Below are 18576 nucleotides of genomic sequence, written 5' to 3'. Positions count from 1 at the left end.
TGAAAAAAAATATCGCTGAGGGTTCAAAAATTGAAAATAGAATTTTTCAAATTATTTACTATCGTACTGACGTTATTTTATTCGAAAATTGAATTGAATAAAAAGCGCTATCTTAAATTTTCAAGATAGCGCTATTAAGTAAAAGAAATTATTTTTGAACTATTGGAGTTCTTAATGATTCTAAAACAGCAACAATATCTGTGTAAAGTTCTGTGTTAGAGGCAACACCGTTTGCATTTGCTGCAGCACCAACATAGCCTTCAAATTTTGTGTAATCAGCATTGCTAGCTTTAGTTCCCATTCGAGGATTTCTAGCAGGATCGTGAGCAGCCGACATATTTAAGCCTGAATAAGTGTTTACAGCATTTTTTCCTCCTGTATTAAAAGAGAAGAAATCAGTAAGGTTGTCTGACAATTTAGCAATATTGGTCGCCTGTGTGTTTCCTGTTTCTGCTAAAAGAGGAGCAAAATGTGCCTGTAAATTACCTGAAGCATTAGACTGGATATCTGCCACAATTAATCCTATGGTAGAGTTTACGACTTTACGAAAGCTTAAACGCCCTTTCTCAATCATCTGTCCTGAATTATCCGGATCAGAAACCATAACAGAACCTCCTAATCTCTCATAGATAGTTGGTTTTTCTGCAGGAGTTTTATCATCGTCGTTGCTGCAGGAAGTTAATGAAGCCGATGCAATAATTAATACGCCAAGTGTAATTTTAGAAAAATTTTTCATAATAAATATTTAAGGTTAATTAAAAAACTGATTGATTTTTTTTGACAATTTGTAGCTGTAGCTATTCTGGTCTACGGGACAAACTTCCTTATTTGCCAAACCAGCAGGGAGAATGTAACGTTGAGCATCATAATTCCCTTTGCTCATTAATTCGTCATATACTTTTTTGGAATTGGTAATTTTATTATTGTGGAAGTAGACTACTACATTTCTTTTTACAATTATAGAATCGGTGGTTAATCCTTTTATGGATCTCAAATCTGCGCAAATCTTTTTCGCGTAGGCAGAATCTATGTTTTCTTTAAAATCAATTCTGCTTACTTGAAGATTAGGACTTTCATAAACGGTAGGTTTTGCTGTGATGATATGAAATACTAAGATGGCGAAAAACAATATACCTGTTATTAGAACTGCCCAAAGCCCCTTTTTTACTATTTTGTTAATTTTCATAAAAAGCGTTTATTTAATTATTGATTTAGTTTTTTACGAATCATTTACGTGAGCTTTTTATAGTTGGTTTTAATAAACTGTAATAAACTTTCAATTTAGAACAGTTATAAATACCGTAAGAAATAATTGATATTTGTTTTTAAGAAGAATTAAACTGAAAATCAGTAAATTGACATTGCTTAAAGAAAGAAAAGAGGTTGAAACAATAAATAAATTATAAATTTAGAAGCAGTAAACGATAAACCCATCAAAAAGATTTAATTTTGAAAACCCAAATTATCGTTTCAATAAAATCAGTTACAACTTGAATAAGGAATCAAAATGGAGGAAGAAATAAAAATTGAAGACGACTTTACGCTAATCAGGTTTCAGAACGACAGCTCGGAGCCTTTTTTTGCGCAACATGAAATAGGTACGGGACTAATTCAGTTTCACTTCGGGATAAAAGGAAACGCAAAATTTTTATTCAATCAAGGCAATTATGCTTTAGAATTGAAAGAAGAAAAATCACTTCTTTTATATAACCCGCAGAAAGAATTGCCTCTTAATCTGGAATTGGCTCCAAATTCTTGGGTGATTTCTGTAATTGTTTCCATCAAGAAATTTCACGCGTTATTTTCTGCCGAAGCCGATTATATCACTTTTTTAAGTCCTGATAATAAAGATAAGAAGTATTATAACGAAGGGAATATCAGTCCGTCAATGGCAATTGTTTTGAGTCAGTTGTTTCATTACAATCTTCATCCTTCAATAAAAAACCTTTATTACAAAGGAAAAGGATACGAATTGTTGAGTTTGTATTTCAACAGAACCGAAGACCCAAATGCTGAACAATGTCCGTTTTTGATTGACGAAGACAATGTTTTGAAAATCCGAAAAGCCAAAGAAATCGTAATTGCTAATATGGCAGAGCCACCTGGATTGCAAGAATTGGCAGATGAAATTGGTTTGAATTTGAAAAAACTGAAAATGGGTTTCAAACAAATTTATGGCGATACCGTTTACGGTTTCTTATTCGATTACAAAATGGATTTCGCTAGAAAACTATTAGACAGTGGTTCTTATAATGTAAACGAAGTAGGATTGAAAATCGGTTACAGTACAGGAAGTCATTTCATAGCCGCATTCAAAAAGAAATTCGGAACAACACCAAAAAAATATTTGATGTCGATTAATGCGAATGTTTAATAGAGAATGAGAGTATGACGATTGAAAATACACATTTGCAAACTATAAAAGAATTAAAATCAGCTATTTTAGCGAGCAGATATCGTGTTGCTGTTTTAGCAAACAAAGAAATGCTGGGTTTATATTTTGCGGTTGGAAAGCTCATTTCAGAAAAAGCACATCAGGAAAAATGGGGAGCAAAGGCTCTTGAAATTTTATCGAATGATTTACAAAATGAATTACCAGGATTAAGAGGCTTTTCGGCGTCGAATATTAAAAAAATGAGGATTTTTTACGAAACCTGGGAAGATTGTTTTACAATTGGTTCGTTACCATCGAACCAATTTGGTGAAGCACAAAATTCTGAAAATCAAATAATTGTAATTGGTTCGATGGTGTCGAACCAATTTGCGATTGAGTTTCAAAAAGTTGGATTCTCACACCATTTCGAGATATCATCAAAAACAAAAACACTAGAAGAACGTATTTTTTATATTCAGAAAATAGCTTCTGAATTTTGGAGTATTACAACTTTAAGACATCATTTAAAATCCAATTTATTCAGGCAACAGGGTACTTTGCCTAATAATTTTGCCAAAGTAATTACACAAGATGATTTACGAGCTAAGGCTTTAATGGCTTTTAAAGATGAATATTTATTAGATTTTATCAATATAGAAGACCCCGAAGAGGAAAATGAAAGATTAATTGAGAATGAGATTGTTAGAAACATCAAAAAGTTTTTACTTTCTTTAGGGACCGACTTTGCTTTTATTGCCAATCAGTATCGATTCATTTTAGATGATATAGAATATTTTGTTGATTTACTTTTTTACAATCGAAAAATGCAATGTTTGGTGGCTTTTGATTTAAAAAAGGGAAAATTTATTCCAGAGTATTTGGGCAAAATGAATTTTTATCTTTCAGCATTAGATGAAATGGTAAAATTGCCTCACGAAAATCCTTCAGTTGGAATCATCCTTTGTAAAGAGAAAAATAATAAAGTTGTGGAATTTTCTTTTAGAGATGTTAATAAAGCAATGGGAGTTTCAACCTATAAAACAGTAAATGAGTTGCCAAAAGAATATAAAGGATTACTGCCAGATGTAGAAATACTTAAAAAATTGATGGATTAGAGTATTCTTTTAATCACTTTTATAAATAAGAACATAATTAAAAAGTAATAAATATCATATTTCGAATAAAGTACAGCGTTTACTTTTGCCGAAATTTTTAAAAACAAAATAAAAGCTTAAAAGCAAAAAACATAATGAAAGGTGTATTATTAGTAAACTTAGGTTCTCCAGACAGTCCAACTCCAAAAGATGTTAAACCTTATTTAGATGAATTTTTAATGGATAAATATGTGATTGACGTTCCATATTTATTGAGAGCATTATTAGTTCGTGGGATTATTTTAAGAAAAAGACCAGAAGAATCGGCACATGCTTATTCTAAAATCTGGTGGGAAGAAGGTTCTCCGTTAGTGGTTCTTTCAGAAAGAATGCAGCAAAAAGTACAGCCTTTGGTAAATGTCCCAGTTTCGCTGGCAATGCGTTACGGAAGCATGACAATCGAAAAAGGACTTCAAGAATTGAACGACAAAGGAGTTACAGATGTACTACTTTTTCCTTTATATCCGCAATATGCAATGGCTTCTACTTTAACTATTTTAGTAAAGGCCGAAGAAATTCGTAAGAAGAAATTTCCACACATGAAATTTACAGATGTTCCGGCATTTTACAATAAACCGGACTACATCAAAAACTTAGCAGATTCTATTCAGAAACATTTAGTTGGATTTGAATACGATCATTTATTATTTTCATATCACGGAATCCCAGAGCGTCACATTCGCAAAACCGATGTAACCAAATCACATTGTAAAATTGACGGTTCATGCTGTAATACGCCATCGCCAGCACATGAGTTCTGTTACCGTCATCAATGTTATGAAACAACAAGACAAGTGGTTAAATTATTGGGACTTCCTGAAGACAAGTATAGTTTGACTTTCCAATCTCGTTTAGCAGGCGATAAATGGTTAGAACCTTATACAGATGTTGAAATTGACAATATGCCTGCAAAAGGGATTAAAAAATTAGCAGTTGTAACGCCGGCTTTCGTTTCAGACTGTTTAGAAACTTTAGAAGAAATCGCCATGCGCGCCAAAGAAGATTTTGAAGCAAAAGGAGGAGAAGAGTTCTTGGCAATTCCTTGTTTGAATGATGATGATGAATGGTGCCAGACAGTTTCTAATTGGATTAATGATTGGGCTAAATAGAGAATAGAGGCAAGAGAATAGAATAAAGAGTAAAGAAAAAAGATTTTAAAAATGGCCACAAGTTGTGTCCAAAATTATAGAGATATATAGTGGAATATTATAATTATCTAAAATCACTGCATCTTATATTTGTGATAACTTGGTTTGCGGGTTTGTTTTATATTGTGCGTTTATTTGTTTACCAGATTGAAGCCAGTGAAAAACCTTCTCCAGAAAAAGAAATTTTGCAGGCGCAATACAAAATAATGGCCTACCGTTTGTGGTACATTATTACATGGCCATCGGCGGTTTTGGCAAGTATCTTTGCTTTTTGGATGCTGTTTTTTACAGATGCTGGACACATTTGGATAAAAATGCCGTGGATGCACGTAAAATTGTGCTTCGTTTTCCTTTTGTATTTATATCACGGAAAATGCCATCAGATTTTTAAGCAATTACAAAGAGATGAAGTAAAATATTCGAATAATTTTATGCGTTTGTGGAATGAAGGCGCTACGATTATTCTATTTGCCGTTGTATTTTTAGTAGTTTTAAAAAGTGCCATTAACTGGATTTTCGGCGTAATCGGAATTATATTATTCTCCGTTTTAATTATGCTGGGATTCCGTTTTTATAAGCGCATTCGAGAAAAAAAATAAAGAGGTTGCCACGAATTACACGAATTGTCACTAATTTTATTTAGCCACAGATTAAAAGGATTGTTTGAATTTAAGAGATTACTTTAAAAATCATTTTAATCCTTTTAATCTGTGGCTGAAATTATCAAAATTTAATTCGTGCGAATTTGTGTAATTCGTGGCAAAAACAAAAAAATATGCTAAACTTCAAAATGTCAATGCTTTCCCTTCGTACCAGGATTTTCCTGTCGATGATTGTATTGATTGTTGTGGCATCTTTTTTATTGGCTTCGATTTCGATTATTCAGTTTAAGACTGAAGCAAAAGAATACCATCAGGAACGGTTGGAACGAAAAGAAAATGCAGTAAAAGAACACATCAATTATGTTCTGGCAACTACGACTTATCCGTTAAAAACTCAGAATCTGGATTTGATTTTTAAAGATAAAATCCACGAACTGGCACAGATTCATAAAATCGAAATCAATATTTATAGCCTTGATGGGAAACTTTTAAAATCGTCAAAGGAGTCTTTTGCCGTTGATAAAGCGCCACCGCCAATTCCGGAATATATTTTGAAATTGGTTCGTTCTTCAATTGAAAAACGCTTTGTAGACATTAAAACGATCGACGGAGTTAAAAACAGATCTTCATACAGTTTAATAAAAGACGAAAAATTTAAACCACTCGGAATCCTAAATCTTCCTTATTTAGAAGATGACGGTTATTACGACAATGAGCTGAATACTTTCTTGATTCGTTTAAGCCAAGTATATTCTTTTATGCTGATTGTCGCTTTTGCTTTGGCGTATTTTCTTTCGACGTATATCACAAAATCATTAAAAACCATTTCCGATCGTTTGGAAGAAACCAATCTGGATCAGAAAAACGAGAAAATTGTTTTGGAGGCCAACAGCAAAGAAGTCAACTTCCTGATCAAAGCCTATAACGGAATGGTGGACAAACTCGAAACCAGTGCCATTAAATTAGCGCAAAGCGAACGTGAAGAAGCTTGGCGCGAAATGGCAAAACAAGTAGCACACGAAATCAAAAATCCGTTGACGCCAATGCGTCTGACAGTTCAGAGTTTCCAGAGAAAGTTTGATCCGAATGATCCAGATGTGAAACAGAAAATGAATGATTACTCCGAAACCTTAATTCAGCAGATTGATACCATGACATCTGTTGCTTCGGCATTTTCGAACTTTGCTTCGATGCCGGCGCAGCAAAATGAAACGCTGAATGTGGTTGAGGTGGTAGAATTGGCTTTGGATATTTTCAACGAAGATTATATTGTCTTCGAAAAAGAAGAAGAAGAAATCATTTCCAAAATGGATCGTACGCAATTAATACGTGTTATTACCAATTTGGTTAAAAATGCGACACAGGCAATTCCGGAAAGTCAGTTTCAAAAGTCTATTATTGTTACCGTAAAACGACGTAACAACAATGTTGAAATCGCGGTAAAAGACAACGGAATCGGAATCCAGAAACAAGATATTGGACGAATCTTCGAACCCAAATTTACTACCAAAACCAGCGGTATGGGACTCGGACTCGGAATTATCAAAAACATTATTGAAAATTATAAAGGAACAATTACCTTTGAATCAACTTATGGAAAAGGAACGACTTTTAGGGTTTCTTTACCTATCACAAACTCATAAAACCAGACGTTATGAACTACGAAAATATCTTAATTTCTATTGAAGAAAAAGTTGCGACTATGACAATTAACAGACCAACGAAATTAAATGCTCTAAACAAAGCAACGATTAGTGATCTGAGTAACGCTATTGAATCTGCATCTAAAAATGATGATGTTCGAGTAATTATTTTAACTGGAAGCGGAGAAAAAGCTTTTGTAGCCGGAGCAGATATTTCGGAGTTTGCAAATTACACGACTGTTGAGGGTGCTCAACTAGCGGCAGAAGGACAAGAATCTTTATTTGATTTCATAGAAAACCTTAAAAAACCAGTTATTGCAGCTGTGAACGGTTTCGCTCTTGGTGGCGGATTGGAATTGGCAATGGCGTGTCATTTTAGAATAGCTTCGGACAATGCCAAAATGGGACTTCCAGAAGTTACTTTAGGATTAATTCCAGGTTATGGAGGAACACAGCGTTTGCCACAGTTAATTGGAAAAGGCCGTGCCATGGAAATGATTATGACCGCAGCAATGATTACTGCCGAACAAGCAAAAGAGTACGGTTTGGTAAATCATGTCGTGCCTCAAGAAGAATTATTGTCGTTTACAAACGTAATCGCTCAGAAAATCATTAAAAATGCACCATTTGCAATAGGAAAAGCTATAAAAGCTATCAATGCCAATTTCAAAGACGGCAAAAATGGTTTCGATACTGAAATCAAATCATTCGGAGAATGTTTTGGGACACAGGATTTTAAAGAAGGAACAACAGCCTTTTTAGAAAAGCGTAAAGCTGAATTTACAGGAAAATAATTTTTTCTTAACCGCAAAGTTCGCAAGGGATTACGCAAAGCACACAAGGAAAATTAAAAAACTTTGCGAACCTTGCGTATATCTTTGCGACCTTTGCGGTTAAATAATAGACAAAGATTGTAAAACCTTAGAATCTTAGTATCTCAGAACCTTAGCACCTTTAAAAAAAATGTACGAACCAATATTTGCCCTTTTTTGTGAACGAGTTAAAGAAAGCATCCAAAACGGAACTTTCGCCAAACTTACTTTGGCCAAAACGATGGGCGATACCGAAATTAAAAACATCTATTTTCGTTTGGTTCTCAACGAAGACGATACTTTTTCTATTTCGTTAACTTCACGTTACAAAACAGAAGAAATCGAAAGCATTCATACTTTAGATGAAGCCTTATTGATTTTAGGAACTTACATCAAAAAGCCATTTCTAACCGCACTTTTATTTACAACAGATAATGATGTTACTTTCAAAGTAAACAAAAAGAACGCCGGAAGTATTATCGAACAACCGCCGACATTTAAAAATGCTTCGCCAGTTATGCTGGAAATGATTGAGAAAGGGATTGTATAACCTTGCCAGTTTAAATAGATATATGGAAATCAAGACTTTCTGGAGAATTATTATTAAAGGAATCGGTTTGTGGCTTTTGGTAAATAGCATATATGTTATTCCACAATTTGCTTCAACTTTTTCTTTTAATCAAGATCAATTAGATTGGGGAAATTTAATAACAGTTTGGCTTATAACATTTGGAACTCTTATTCTTTATCTTTTAGTAGTAAGAGTATTTTTGTTTAAAACCGAATGGATAGTGAATGTATTAAAGCTAGATAAAAGTTTTACAGAAAACAGGATAGATATAAATCTTCCATATAGTAATGTTCTTTCTATTGCAGTAATTGTTATTGGAGCGCTTGTTTTTGTTGAAGCTATTCCTGAATTATGCTCAACGATTTATGAGTTTTTAAAACAGAAAGAATTATTTAAGGATTATTCCGGAACCTCTTGGTTGATATTTTATTTTCTAAAAGCAATTTGTGGCTATTTGATGATGACAAACAGCAAGACAATTGTAAATTTTATTGATAAAAGAAAATAATCAATAGAGGGATTTTTTAAGTTTTTTAGAAGCTAATCCCGCTATCCGTTGCAATCTTTTGTGGTCTCGTCCTTTACGAGACCACAAAAGGATTTTCACTTCTATCGGGGCTAGGACACTCGATTTCAAAATCACATTTTTGTTTTTCTGAATGTCTTTAGGATATTAAATGTAATTAATATGTTCCGTTCCTACGGAACTCTATTCACAACGTGGATATTTCAACAACAGATTAAAATCCGTTGCTACAACATAGTTCGTTCCTTCGGAACTTTTTAAAAAGTCTTTAGGCTTCCAAGTTTTATTCCGCAATTTTTATTTCCATTTTCTATTTCTTCTGTTGTTTTAAATTTTCAAGTTCACATTCAATATCAAATATTTGATCATTGATTTTTTGAAAATGCATATAGCAAGCCACTGGGATTGCAATCAATAAAATTAAAAAAAACAGTAAAACAGAATCTCGATAACCCATTCTATCTACTAGCATTCCCTTTCTTAGAGGAATGTATGGGCCAACAAAAGGCGTAATAATTCCAACTACAATTAATCTCCAAATTTTCCACTTTTCTTTTGGTAGTTTTTTTAATTGTGCTTCAAGATCTTTTATTTTCTTTTCTGAATTGATTTCAAATTCATTCATAAATTTATTCGATTTTTCCTTTTGGAGTTGCTACAACATATTTCCTTCCTTCAGAACTTTTTCGGTGATATTGTTATATCCTAACAGGTTTTTAAAACCTGTTAGGTATTAGATTCTTTATGTTCGATTTGTAGATTACAATTATGAAGAGCCATAGGCTCGCTAAATTTTGTAGCGACGGATTTCATCCGTCGTAATTGTCGACAAGGAAAAAAGAACCGTAGGTTCGACTCATATGTTTCTCAGTATATCTTTGCGGGGCTTCGACTTCGCTCAGTCTGACAAAAGAATAAATTCTTCGTGAAACTCTGCGAAACAACCCGCTAAACCAGCTTTACAAACAAATTAGAAGCAATTTTATTCGAAATAGATAACTCAATATCATTCACCTTAATTTTCACCGATAAATCAAAGGATTCTTTAGAAAGAAATTCAATTTTAGACCCCAAAGCAATTCCTTGTTTATCCAGATATTTCAGGAACTCAGATGAAGTATCTTTTACACCAACACAAACTCCGGTTTGGTTGTCAGATAACTCAGAAAGTAAATGTTTTTCGATCTTGATAATTCGGCCGTTAGCATCTGGGATTGGATCTCCGTGTGGATCTTCTGTTGGATTTCCAAGAAAATCATCCAAACGATTAATCAATTGCTCCGATTTGATATGTTCTAATTGTTCTGCAATATCATGAACTTCGTCCCAGCTGAAATTTAATTTCTCCACCAAAAAAACTTCCCATAAACGGTGTTTTCTCACAATCATTTTGGCTGCCAGTTTTCCATTTTCAGTCAAAGAAACGCCTTGGTATTTTTTATAATTCACCAAATCTTTTTCTGCCAGTTTTTTAAGCATATCTGTAACTGAGGAAGCTTTCGTTTCCATAATTTCAGCAATAGCATTGGTGCTCACTTCCGTCTCCAAAGCAGCGGTCAAGTGATAGATCGATTTAAGGTAGTTTTCTTCTGAAAAGGTCATTTTTTTTCTTTTTGAGTAACAAAGAGACAGAGTTGCAAAGGGACAAAGCTAAAAACTTTGTTACTTTGTGACTCTGAAACTTTGACATCTTCATTTAACAATCAACAAAGGTATTGAAATTTTATGTCTCAATTTGTCTACCGTTGTGCCGAAAAGAATATCTTTTAGTCCAGTGTGGCCGTGGGTTCCCATAACCAGAATGTCGAAGTTACCACTGTTTATGATTTCTGGAATTATCTTGGCTGGTTTTCCAAAACCAAGCTCGGTTTCAATATTAAATCCTTTTTCCGAAAGCATTTCTTTGTATTTCAGTAATAACTTCTCATCGATTGTGGTTTCATGGTCGTGAACATGAACGCCGTACATTAATGCTCCAACCGTTTCTACGATATGAATGAGCGTATATTCAGTGTCAATGCCACCCAATTCAAAGGCTTTGTTTAAAGCGGCTTCATCAGCATGGGAGAAATCTACTGAAACAGCGATGTTTTTAATGCTTTTGCTTTCTTTAGGTGTAAAATGAAGTTTTAGATTATGTGGTGAATGATTAATAACTTTTTTAGATTTTGCTTTTGCAATGAAAGGTTTAAAGACAATGTATAATAATAAACCTAAGAATCCGAATGCCAACGGAATAACCGTAAACCATAAAATTACAGGATGATTTGAGTTTTCAAGCCATGAAGTGATTTCGTCATACACTAATTTGGCATTGAGAGAAACAATAATCAAAGCAATGATCCAAGAAACAACTTGAGTGGTTTTAGAAATATGAAAACCATTCATTTTCGATTTATCACTCACAAAATGAATCAGCGGAATAATGGCGAAACCCAATTGAAGACTCAAAATGACCTGACTCAAAATCAAAAGTTTTCCAGTCACACTTTCTCCATAAATCCAAATCACGATTAAAGCTGGTACAATCGCAATCAAACGTGTTATAATTCGACGAACCCAAGGCTGAATTCTTAGGTGTAAATAACCTTCCATAACAATTTGCCCTGCAAGAGTTCCCGTTACAGTAGAACTTTGTCCTGCAGCGATTAAGGCAACCGCAAATAAGATTGGCGCCCATTTAGTCCCTAATAAAGGTTCGAGAAACTGATGTGCGTCTTGAATTTCGGCAACTTCAAACATTCCGTTTTTATGGAAAGTTGCCGCCGCAAGAATTAGAATCGCAGCATTGACGAAGAAAGCCAGATTCAAAGCGATAGTAGAATCGATAAAATTGTATTTTAAAGCTTGTTTGATTCCCGCTGGACTTCTATCGAATTTTCTGGTTTGCACCAAAGAAGAGTGTAAGTAAAGGTTGTGAGGCATTACCGTTGCTCCAATAATTCCGATTGCGATGTATAACGCAGCAGAGTTTGGAATAGAAGGTACCAACCCTGCAATGATTTTAGAAACTTCTGGTTCTGCGAAAATCATCTCAAAAATAAAAGAGAAACCAATTATCGCAACCAAAGCAATAATAAAAGCCTCCATTTTTCGGATTCCTTTATTGATTAAGAATAAGAGAATGAAAGTGTCTAAAACCGTAATCAAAACGCCTTCAAAAAGTGGAATTCCGAAAAGCAGGTTAATCCCGATTGCCATTCCGAGTACTTCGGCCAAATCACAGGCAGCAATGGCAATTTCGGCTAAAAAGTATAAAATGTAATTGATATATTTTGAATAGGTTTCTCGCGAAGCCTGAGCCAAATCACGTTGTGTTACGATTCCGAGACGGGCACTTAAACTCTGTAAAAGCAGCGCCATTAAATTGCTCATTAATAAAACCCAGACTAAAGTATAACCAAATTGGCTTCCGCCGGCAATATCAGTTGCCCAGTTTCCTGGATCCATATAACCAACGCTCACTAAATACGCTGGACCTAAAAAGGCTAATATTCTTCTGAAACCAGTTTTTTTATGTTCTGTAGAAACCGATTCGTGGACTTCTTCTAAAGATTTACTCATTGTAAATGTATTGTTTTCACAAATATATGGAAAAATGATATTCGCGGAACAATATTTTTAGGCGAGTCTAAAATTTATATGTTAGAATTCAAACATTTTGGGCACAATCCTGATAATGTAAAGTTTATTTCGTTCACTTTATAATTGTGTGGCATAATATAACTTGGTTTTACATTTTCAAGACAGGTAATTTCATGACAATTTTCACAGCTAAAGTGAGCATGATTGTGAATGTGCACGCGCTGATGAGAATGATTGCATTTGGCATATTTTACTGTTCCGTCCAGATTGGAAATTTTGTGGATAATATCATCGTTGACCAAACGATCTAAAATTCTATAAATGGTTACACGATCACAGACATCGTTTAATTGTTTTTGAATTTCGGTGTGTGATAATGCCGTTTTAGAATTCTCAAATACCTCTAGTACAGCTGTTTTCGCGGTAGTATTACGTGTTGTTTTCATTTTTATAAATTAAAAAATTTAACGCAACAATGTTGCATTTGAATTTAATCTGTATATTTGCAACAAAATTGCATTAAGTAAAAGTACACAAAATGAAGAAATTAACGGCACCTTTTTACGATATTTTAGGAATTTCAAGTGCGACGATATGTCTTGTGCATTGTTTGATTTTTCCTCTTTTAACGATTCTTCCTTTAGGGCTGAGTCACAATCCAATCATCGATTTACTATTTGCTTCAATAGGTTTGTTTGCAATTGTCAAAATTACGAAAAAATCAACTCTTTTGGTTTCGTCGATTTTGATTGTTTCCATGAGCCTGATTTGGATTACTATTTTGACCGATTTATTTTTAGAAATTCATCTGGATCTCATTTATTTTGGTGGCATCGGAATGATTATCGGGCATTTGATTAATTATAAAAATCATAAAAACATACACAAATGAAAAAATTGCCTGTTACCGTATTAAGCGGATTTCTTGGAGCAGGAAAAACTACGCTTTTGAATCATATTCTTCATAATAAAGAAGGATTAAAAGTGGCCATAATCGTTAACGACATGAGTGAAGTTAATATTGATGCTCAACTTGTAAAAAATGAAAATACTCTTTCCAGAACCGAAGAGAAATTAGTTGAAATGACCAATGGCTGTATTTGCTGTACTTTACGCGAAGACTTAATGCTTGAGGTAGAAAGATTAGCGAAGGAAAATAGATTTGATTATTTACTTATTGAGAGTACAGGAATTAGTGAACCGATACCAGTCGCCCAGACTTTTTCTTTTGTAAATGAAGATGCCAGTATTGATTTGTCCAGGTTTAGCTATATCGATACGATGGTTACTGTTGTGGATAGTTTTAACTTTTTTAAAGATTTTGGTTCGGCCAAAACCCTGCAGGAACAAAATCTGTCAGATATAGAAAACGACAACAGGACAATAGTCAATCTTTTGGTTGATCAGGTTGAATTTGCCAATGTTATTATTTTGAATAAAACGGATCTTATTGATTCCGAATCATTACAAATGCTGAAAGCCTCAATTCAGAAGTTGAATCCTGTGGCGAAAATAATCACTTCGGTTTTAGGAAAAGTACATCCGAACGAGATTATAAATACAGGATTATTCAATTATGAAGAAGCCGAAAGTGCAGCTGGCTGGATTAGAGAATTAGAAGGAATTCATACGCCAGAAACGGAGGAATACGGAATCAATTCTTTTGTGTTTAGGGATTCGAGGCCATTTCATCCCAATCGATTATGGAATTTTATTACTTCAGATTTCCCAGAGAACATCATTAGAAGTAAAGGTTTATTGTGGATGGCATCCCGGCCAGAACAGGCAATTAACTGGAGCCAGGCTGGAGGTTCAATGAAGGCAGAAGGAGCTGGAGTCTGGTGGGCAAGTATGCCGTTAAGTGAAAGAATGACATTTAATAATTTTGTTGAATTTCAGGATATTATAGAAGAACGCTGGACGGCTAATTTTGGAGACCGACTAAACGAACTTGTTTTTATTGGACAGAAAATAAAAGAGACAGAAATTCTGAACGAACTTAGAAAATGCCTTTGTACAGAAGATGAAATTATAGATTATCATGGAGGTTTGTTTCCGAAAAATGATCTTTTTCCAATATCAAGAACATCTTAAATATTAAAAATGATGAAAGACAATTATACCTATGACGTGATTATCATTGGCGGAAGCTACAGCGGACTTTCTGCGGCAATGAGTTTAGGGCGTGCTTTGCGAGAGGTTTTGGTTATCGACAGTGGTTTGCCTTGCAACAGACAAACACCGTATTCTCATAATTTTATTACACAGGACGGTGAAAAACCCGCAGTGATTTCGGCGAAAGCCAAATTACAAGTCGATCTTTATAAAACAATTCATTTTTTTAACGGACTTGCGGTAAAAGCAATTAAAAATGAAAACGGATTTGAGGTTTTTACAGAATCTGGTAAAACTTTCAATTCAAGAAAAATCCTGTTTGCAAGTGGCGTTAAAGATCTGATTCCTGAGATAAAAGGTTTTGCAGATTGCTGGGGAATTTCGGTTTTACATTGTCCATATTGCCATGGCTATGAAGTTAAAAACGAAAAAACAGCCATTATAGCCAATGGAGAAATGGGTTTTGAATATGCTAAACTAATTTCGAATTGGACAAAAGATTTAAGATTGTGTACTAATGGAAAATCAGAATTAACTCTGGAACAAACGGAAATCCTTAACAATCATGGGGTTAAAATTTTTGAAGAAGAAATAGATTCGTTTGAACATAAAGAGGGATATATCCAAAAGATCGTTTTCAAAAATCAGGATAAAATTGAAGTAAAAGCGATTTATGCGAGACCGCCTTTTGAACAACATTGTCCAATTCCTGAAACTCTGGGCTGTGATATAAACGAACAAGGTTTATTAAAAGTTGATGCAATGCAGAAAACAAACGTTAACGGAGTTTATGCGAGCGGTGACTGTACAACTCCAATGCGCTCAGTTGCTATTGCTGTTTCTACTGGTTCTTTCGCTGGAGCGGTAATTAACAAAGAACTAATTGATGAAGATTACGCAAAGTGAAAATAAACCATATAAGTTATATAAGTTCATTTAAAACTAGACTTACATTTTCTTATATAACTTATATGGTTAAAAAAAAACTTTGTGTTTTGTGACTTTGCTCGATCGAAAACAAAATTCTAACATATTGAATTCAATCCGTTTAAAAATTTATGTTTCTAATATCATTGTTTGTCAAATTTAATTTTTAGTTTTGTCTAAATTTAATTTTAAAAAAATGAAATATTTATTTTTGGCAATATTAATAATTTCAACAAAAAGCATTTACGCACAAAATATATCGGGAAGGGTAATGTCATATAGTCCTGTTGTGCAGGAAATTAATGTTCGTTTGTTAAATACAAATTTTAGAACTCAAGCAGATTCAATTGGTCATTATCATTTAGAAAATATTCCGGCGGGAATTTATAAAATTGCGGTAACCTCGACTGGATTCAAATCTCTAACCCAAAAAATAACGATATCAGAAGATCAGAATCTAAATCTGGATTTTGAATTAAAAGAAGATCAGAACGAACTAAATGAAGTAGTGGTCTCAGGAACTTTAAAACCAGTAAAACGGCTAGAAAGTGCCGTTCCCGTTGAGGTTTATTCGCCAACTTTCTTTAAGAAAAATCCAACTCCAAGTATTTATGATGCCTTGCAGAATATAAACGGAGTTCGTCCGCAGTTGAATTGTGGGGTTTGTAACACAGGAGATATTCATATAAACGGATTAGAAGGCCCTTATACTTTGGTAATGATTGACGGAATGCCAATTGTGAGCAGTCTTTCCACAGTTTACGGTTTATCTGGAATTCCGAATTCTTTGGTCGAACGAATAGAAATCGTAAAAGGACCGGCTTCTTCTTTGTATGGAAGTGAAGCGGTTGGCGGTTTAATCAATATTATTACCAAGAATCCAACCAATGCGCCAGTGTTTTCGGCAGATTATTTCACCACAACTTATCTAGAAAACAATCTTGATTTGGGAATGAAGTTCAATGTGGGTAAAAAAGCTACTTCTCTTTTGGGAATCAACTATTTCAATTATGATCAGGTTGTTGATAAAGATAATGACAATTTTACCGATGTAACACTTTCTGACCGGGTTTCGGTTTTTAATAAATGGAGTTTTCAGCGCAATCATAATCGGCTTTTTACGATTGCAGCACGTGGAATGTACGAAGATCGTTGGGGAGGAGACATTCGTTGGGAGAAAAAATATAGAGGTGGAGACGAAATTTACGGAGAAAGCATTTATACCAAAAGAGCCGAATTAATTGGAAGCTATCAATTGCCTTTTGAAGAAAAACTGATGCTTTCGTTTTCAGGAAATGTGCATTATCAAGACAGCCGTTACGGAACAACTTCCTACATCGCCAATCAAAAAATCGGTTTTCTTCAATTAACCTGGGATAAAAAAATCGGACGAAACGATTTACTTGCAGGAATTGCCAGCCGATATACGTATTATGATGACAATACACCTGCAACAAATGAAGCTGAAAGTACTTGGTTGCCAGGAATTTTTGTTCAGGACGAAATAACTTTTTCTCCAAAAAGTCAGGTTTTGCTGGGAGCGAGATATGATTATAACTCCATTCACGGTTCGATATTTACACCAAGATTTGCCTATCGTTTCAAAGCCAATGAAAACACGATTTTTAGATTAAATGCAGGAACAGGGTTTAGAGTAGTGAATTTATTTACCGAAGATCACGCTGCTTTGACGGGTTCGAGAGATGTAGTGATTCAAAATGATTTAAAACCTGAGAAATCAGTAAATGTGAATTTGAATTATATTCAGAAAATCAACTTTGGGAACGGGACATTTATGGGAATCGAAACTACAGCTTTTTACACCAGATTCAGCAATAAGATTGTAACAGATTATGAAACCGACCCCAATAAAATCATTTATGATAATATTGATGGTTATGCCATTAGTCAGGGAATAAGCACTAATGTAGATTTGAATTTTACGAATGGTTTAAAGTTTATACTTGGGGCAACGGTTTTAGATAATAAAAATGTGGAAGAAGGAGTTTCGGAAAGACCTTTTCTAACGGAAAGATTTACTGGAACTTGGAGCGTTTCATATAAAGTTGAACCTTGGAATTTATTGTTGGATTATACGGGAAATGTGTATAGTCCGATGAAACTGCCTTTGCTGAACGAATACGATCCTAGAAATCCAAATTCGCCCTGGTACAGCATTCAGAATATTCAGTTTACGTTTACGGGCTGGAAGAATTTTGAATTGTATGGCGGAGTCAAAAACTTGCTGAACTTTACCCCAAAACAAAATAATCCGTTTTTGATTTCAAGAACCAATGATCCTTTCGATAAAAATGTACAATACGATGCAAACGGAAAAGTATTAGTTACGCCAGATAATCCATACGGTTTGACTTTTGATACGACTTATGTTTATGGGCAAAATCAAACGATTCGCGGGTTTATTGGATTGCGATATACTTTGAGATAAAATTTAAACACATAGAAACATAGTTTAGCTTTGTGTAGAAAGGCGTTTCACTTGCATCAATTCACATAGCTATGTGTGGAAGCTAGCTTCTTCTTTTATCTTTTTATAGAAATAGAAAAACCTATGTTTCTATGTGTTTAAAAATTTTTAGTAATAGAAATCAGACTCACTAAAAAAAAATGAAAAAGCTAATTCTATTTATTTTCTTCTTCGTGATTTCGGGAACCGGTTTTGGTCAGCTGAAAAGCTATTCTTTTGAAGAAATAGAGAGTTTACAGCAAATTCAAAAACGAAAAATCATTGTTTTTATCCATACTGACTGGTGTCAGTTCTGCCAAAGAATGAAAGCGACAACATTCAAAAATCAAGAAGTTGTTGAAAAACTTAATTCAGAATTCTATTTTATTGATTTTAATGCCGAAGAAAAACGAGATATTACTTTTAATAATCAAGTTTTTAAATACAAACCTTCGGGAAATAATATTGGAGTTAATGAACTGGCTCTAGAGCTTGGAACTATTAGCAATCAAATTGTCTATCCAGTTTTATGTGTTTTGAATGAGAAGAATGAGATTATTTTTCAATATTCGAATTATTTGTCACCTAATGATTTTAAATTTTTTCTAGTAAAACTTCTCGAATAGATTCTCACTAAAAAATGCTCTTTTTA

At 34.0% G+C, this 18576-nt stretch carries 19 protein-coding genes; 13 read left to right on the top strand and 6 right to left on the bottom strand.

The genetic code is table 11. The features are described from left to right. Nucleotides 1–148: 148 nt before the first annotated feature. Both BM289_RS00675 and BM289_RS00670 read right to left on the bottom strand, forming a co-directional pair. Entirely contained in the window at nucleotides 149–736 is a 588-nt protein-coding gene (locus BM289_RS00675; protein WP_091489922.1) for a hypothetical protein, read from the bottom strand. 15 nt (nucleotides 737–751) lie between these two features. Next, complete coding sequence (locus tag BM289_RS00670) at nucleotides 752–1186, bottom strand: hypothetical protein (protein ID WP_091489920.1); 435 nt, start codon at nucleotides 1184–1186, stop codon at nucleotides 752–754. Nucleotides 1187–1507: 321 nt separating this feature from the next. Between BM289_RS00670 and BM289_RS00665 the strand changes: the two genes are divergently transcribed. The 8 genes from BM289_RS00665 to BM289_RS00630 all read left to right on the top strand — a co-directional run bounded on the left by BM289_RS00665 (nucleotide 1508) and on the right by BM289_RS00630 (nucleotide 8812). Further along, entirely contained in the window at nucleotides 1508–2374 is an 867-nt protein-coding gene (locus BM289_RS00665) for an AraC family transcriptional regulator (RefSeq protein ID WP_394332977.1), read from the top strand. 14 nt (nucleotides 2375–2388) lie between these two features. After that, nucleotides 2389–3489, top strand: a complete 1101-nt coding sequence (locus BM289_RS00660) for a PDDEXK nuclease domain-containing protein (RefSeq protein ID WP_091489915.1) — start codon at nucleotides 2389–2391, stop codon at nucleotides 3487–3489. Nucleotides 3490–3623: 134 nt separating this feature from the next. Next, on the top strand, nucleotides 3624–4637 hold the full coding sequence (gene hemH, locus BM289_RS00655; protein ID WP_091489912.1) for a ferrochelatase: 1014 nt from the start codon (nucleotides 3624–3626) through the stop codon (nucleotides 4635–4637). A gap of 89 nt (nucleotides 4638–4726) precedes the next feature. Beyond that, complete coding sequence (locus BM289_RS00650) at nucleotides 4727–5275, top strand: CopD family protein (protein ID WP_091489910.1); 549 nt, start codon at nucleotides 4727–4729, stop codon at nucleotides 5273–5275. 230 nt (nucleotides 5276–5505) lie between these two features. Next, entirely contained in the window at nucleotides 5506–6921 is a 1416-nt protein-coding gene (locus tag BM289_RS00645) for a sensor histidine kinase (protein WP_091489907.1), read from the top strand. 11 nt (nucleotides 6922–6932) lie between these two features. Beyond that, on the top strand, nucleotides 6933–7715 hold the full coding sequence (locus BM289_RS00640; RefSeq protein ID WP_091489903.1) for an enoyl-CoA hydratase/isomerase family protein: 783 nt from the start codon (nucleotides 6933–6935) through the stop codon (nucleotides 7713–7715). A gap of 169 nt (nucleotides 7716–7884) precedes the next feature. Beyond that, nucleotides 7885–8283, top strand: coding sequence for a hypothetical protein (locus tag BM289_RS00635; protein ID WP_091489900.1), 399 nt, complete (start codon nucleotides 7885–7887; stop codon nucleotides 8281–8283). A 22-nt stretch (nucleotides 8284–8305) separates the two neighbouring features. Beyond that, nucleotides 8306–8812, top strand: coding sequence for a hypothetical protein (locus tag BM289_RS00630; protein ID WP_091489897.1), 507 nt, complete (start codon nucleotides 8306–8308; stop codon nucleotides 8810–8812). A gap of 328 nt (nucleotides 8813–9140) precedes the next feature. On the opposite strand, the gene BM289_RS00625 is transcribed toward BM289_RS00630, so the two are convergent. The 4 genes from BM289_RS00625 to BM289_RS00610 form a co-directional block, all read right to left on the bottom strand. Further along, nucleotides 9141–9455, bottom strand: a complete 315-nt coding sequence (locus BM289_RS00625) for a hypothetical protein (protein ID WP_091489894.1) — start codon at nucleotides 9453–9455, stop codon at nucleotides 9141–9143. A gap of 323 nt (nucleotides 9456–9778) precedes the next feature. Beyond that, nucleotides 9779–10432: a metal-dependent transcriptional regulator gene (locus BM289_RS00620; RefSeq protein ID WP_091489890.1), complete on the bottom strand. Its 654-nt coding sequence runs from the start codon at nucleotides 10430–10432 to the stop codon at nucleotides 9779–9781. A gap of 90 nt (nucleotides 10433–10522) precedes the next feature. Beyond that, on the bottom strand, nucleotides 10523–12394 hold the full coding sequence (locus BM289_RS00615) for an Nramp family divalent metal transporter (protein WP_091489887.1): 1872 nt from the start codon (nucleotides 12392–12394) through the stop codon (nucleotides 10523–10525). A gap of 74 nt (nucleotides 12395–12468) precedes the next feature. Beyond that, on the bottom strand, nucleotides 12469–12861 hold the full coding sequence (locus tag BM289_RS00610) for a Fur family transcriptional regulator (protein WP_068841836.1): 393 nt from the start codon (nucleotides 12859–12861) through the stop codon (nucleotides 12469–12471). A 92-nt stretch (nucleotides 12862–12953) separates the two neighbouring features. On the opposite strand from BM289_RS00610, the gene BM289_RS00605 reads away from it, so the two are divergent. From BM289_RS00605 to BM289_RS00585, 5 genes are all read left to right on the top strand, one after another. Further along, entirely contained in the window at nucleotides 12954–13307 is a 354-nt protein-coding gene (locus BM289_RS00605) for a MerC domain-containing protein (RefSeq protein ID WP_091489885.1), read from the top strand. Further along, on the top strand, nucleotides 13304–14509 hold the full coding sequence (locus tag BM289_RS00600; RefSeq protein ID WP_091489882.1) for a GTP-binding protein: 1206 nt from the start codon (nucleotides 13304–13306) through the stop codon (nucleotides 14507–14509). Before BM289_RS00605 ends, BM289_RS00600 begins: the two co-directional genes overlap by 4 nt. 12 nt (nucleotides 14510–14521) lie before the next feature. Further along, nucleotides 14522–15436 (top strand): NAD(P)/FAD-dependent oxidoreductase, encoded by a 915-nt coding sequence (locus BM289_RS00595; protein WP_091489879.1) that lies wholly within the window; start codon nucleotides 14522–14524, stop codon nucleotides 15434–15436. A 217-nt stretch (nucleotides 15437–15653) separates the two neighbouring features. Then, the gene (locus BM289_RS00590) at nucleotides 15654–17906 is read left to right on the top strand and encodes a TonB-dependent receptor (RefSeq protein ID WP_091489876.1); all 2253 of its coding nucleotides are present in this window, start codon (nucleotides 15654–15656) and stop codon (nucleotides 17904–17906) included. 179 nt (nucleotides 17907–18085) lie between these two features. After that, nucleotides 18086–18550, top strand: a complete 465-nt coding sequence (locus BM289_RS00585) for a thioredoxin family protein (protein ID WP_091489873.1) — start codon at nucleotides 18086–18088, stop codon at nucleotides 18548–18550. Nucleotides 18551–18576: the final 26 nt, after the last annotated feature.

The organism is Flavobacterium phragmitis, assembly GCF_900112575.1.
Classification (GTDB): domain Bacteria; phylum Bacteroidota; class Bacteroidia; order Flavobacteriales; family Flavobacteriaceae; genus Flavobacterium; species Flavobacterium phragmitis.
The sequence above is the reverse complement of the archived record's forward strand: the minus strand, read 5'-3'. Positions and strand labels throughout refer to the sequence as shown.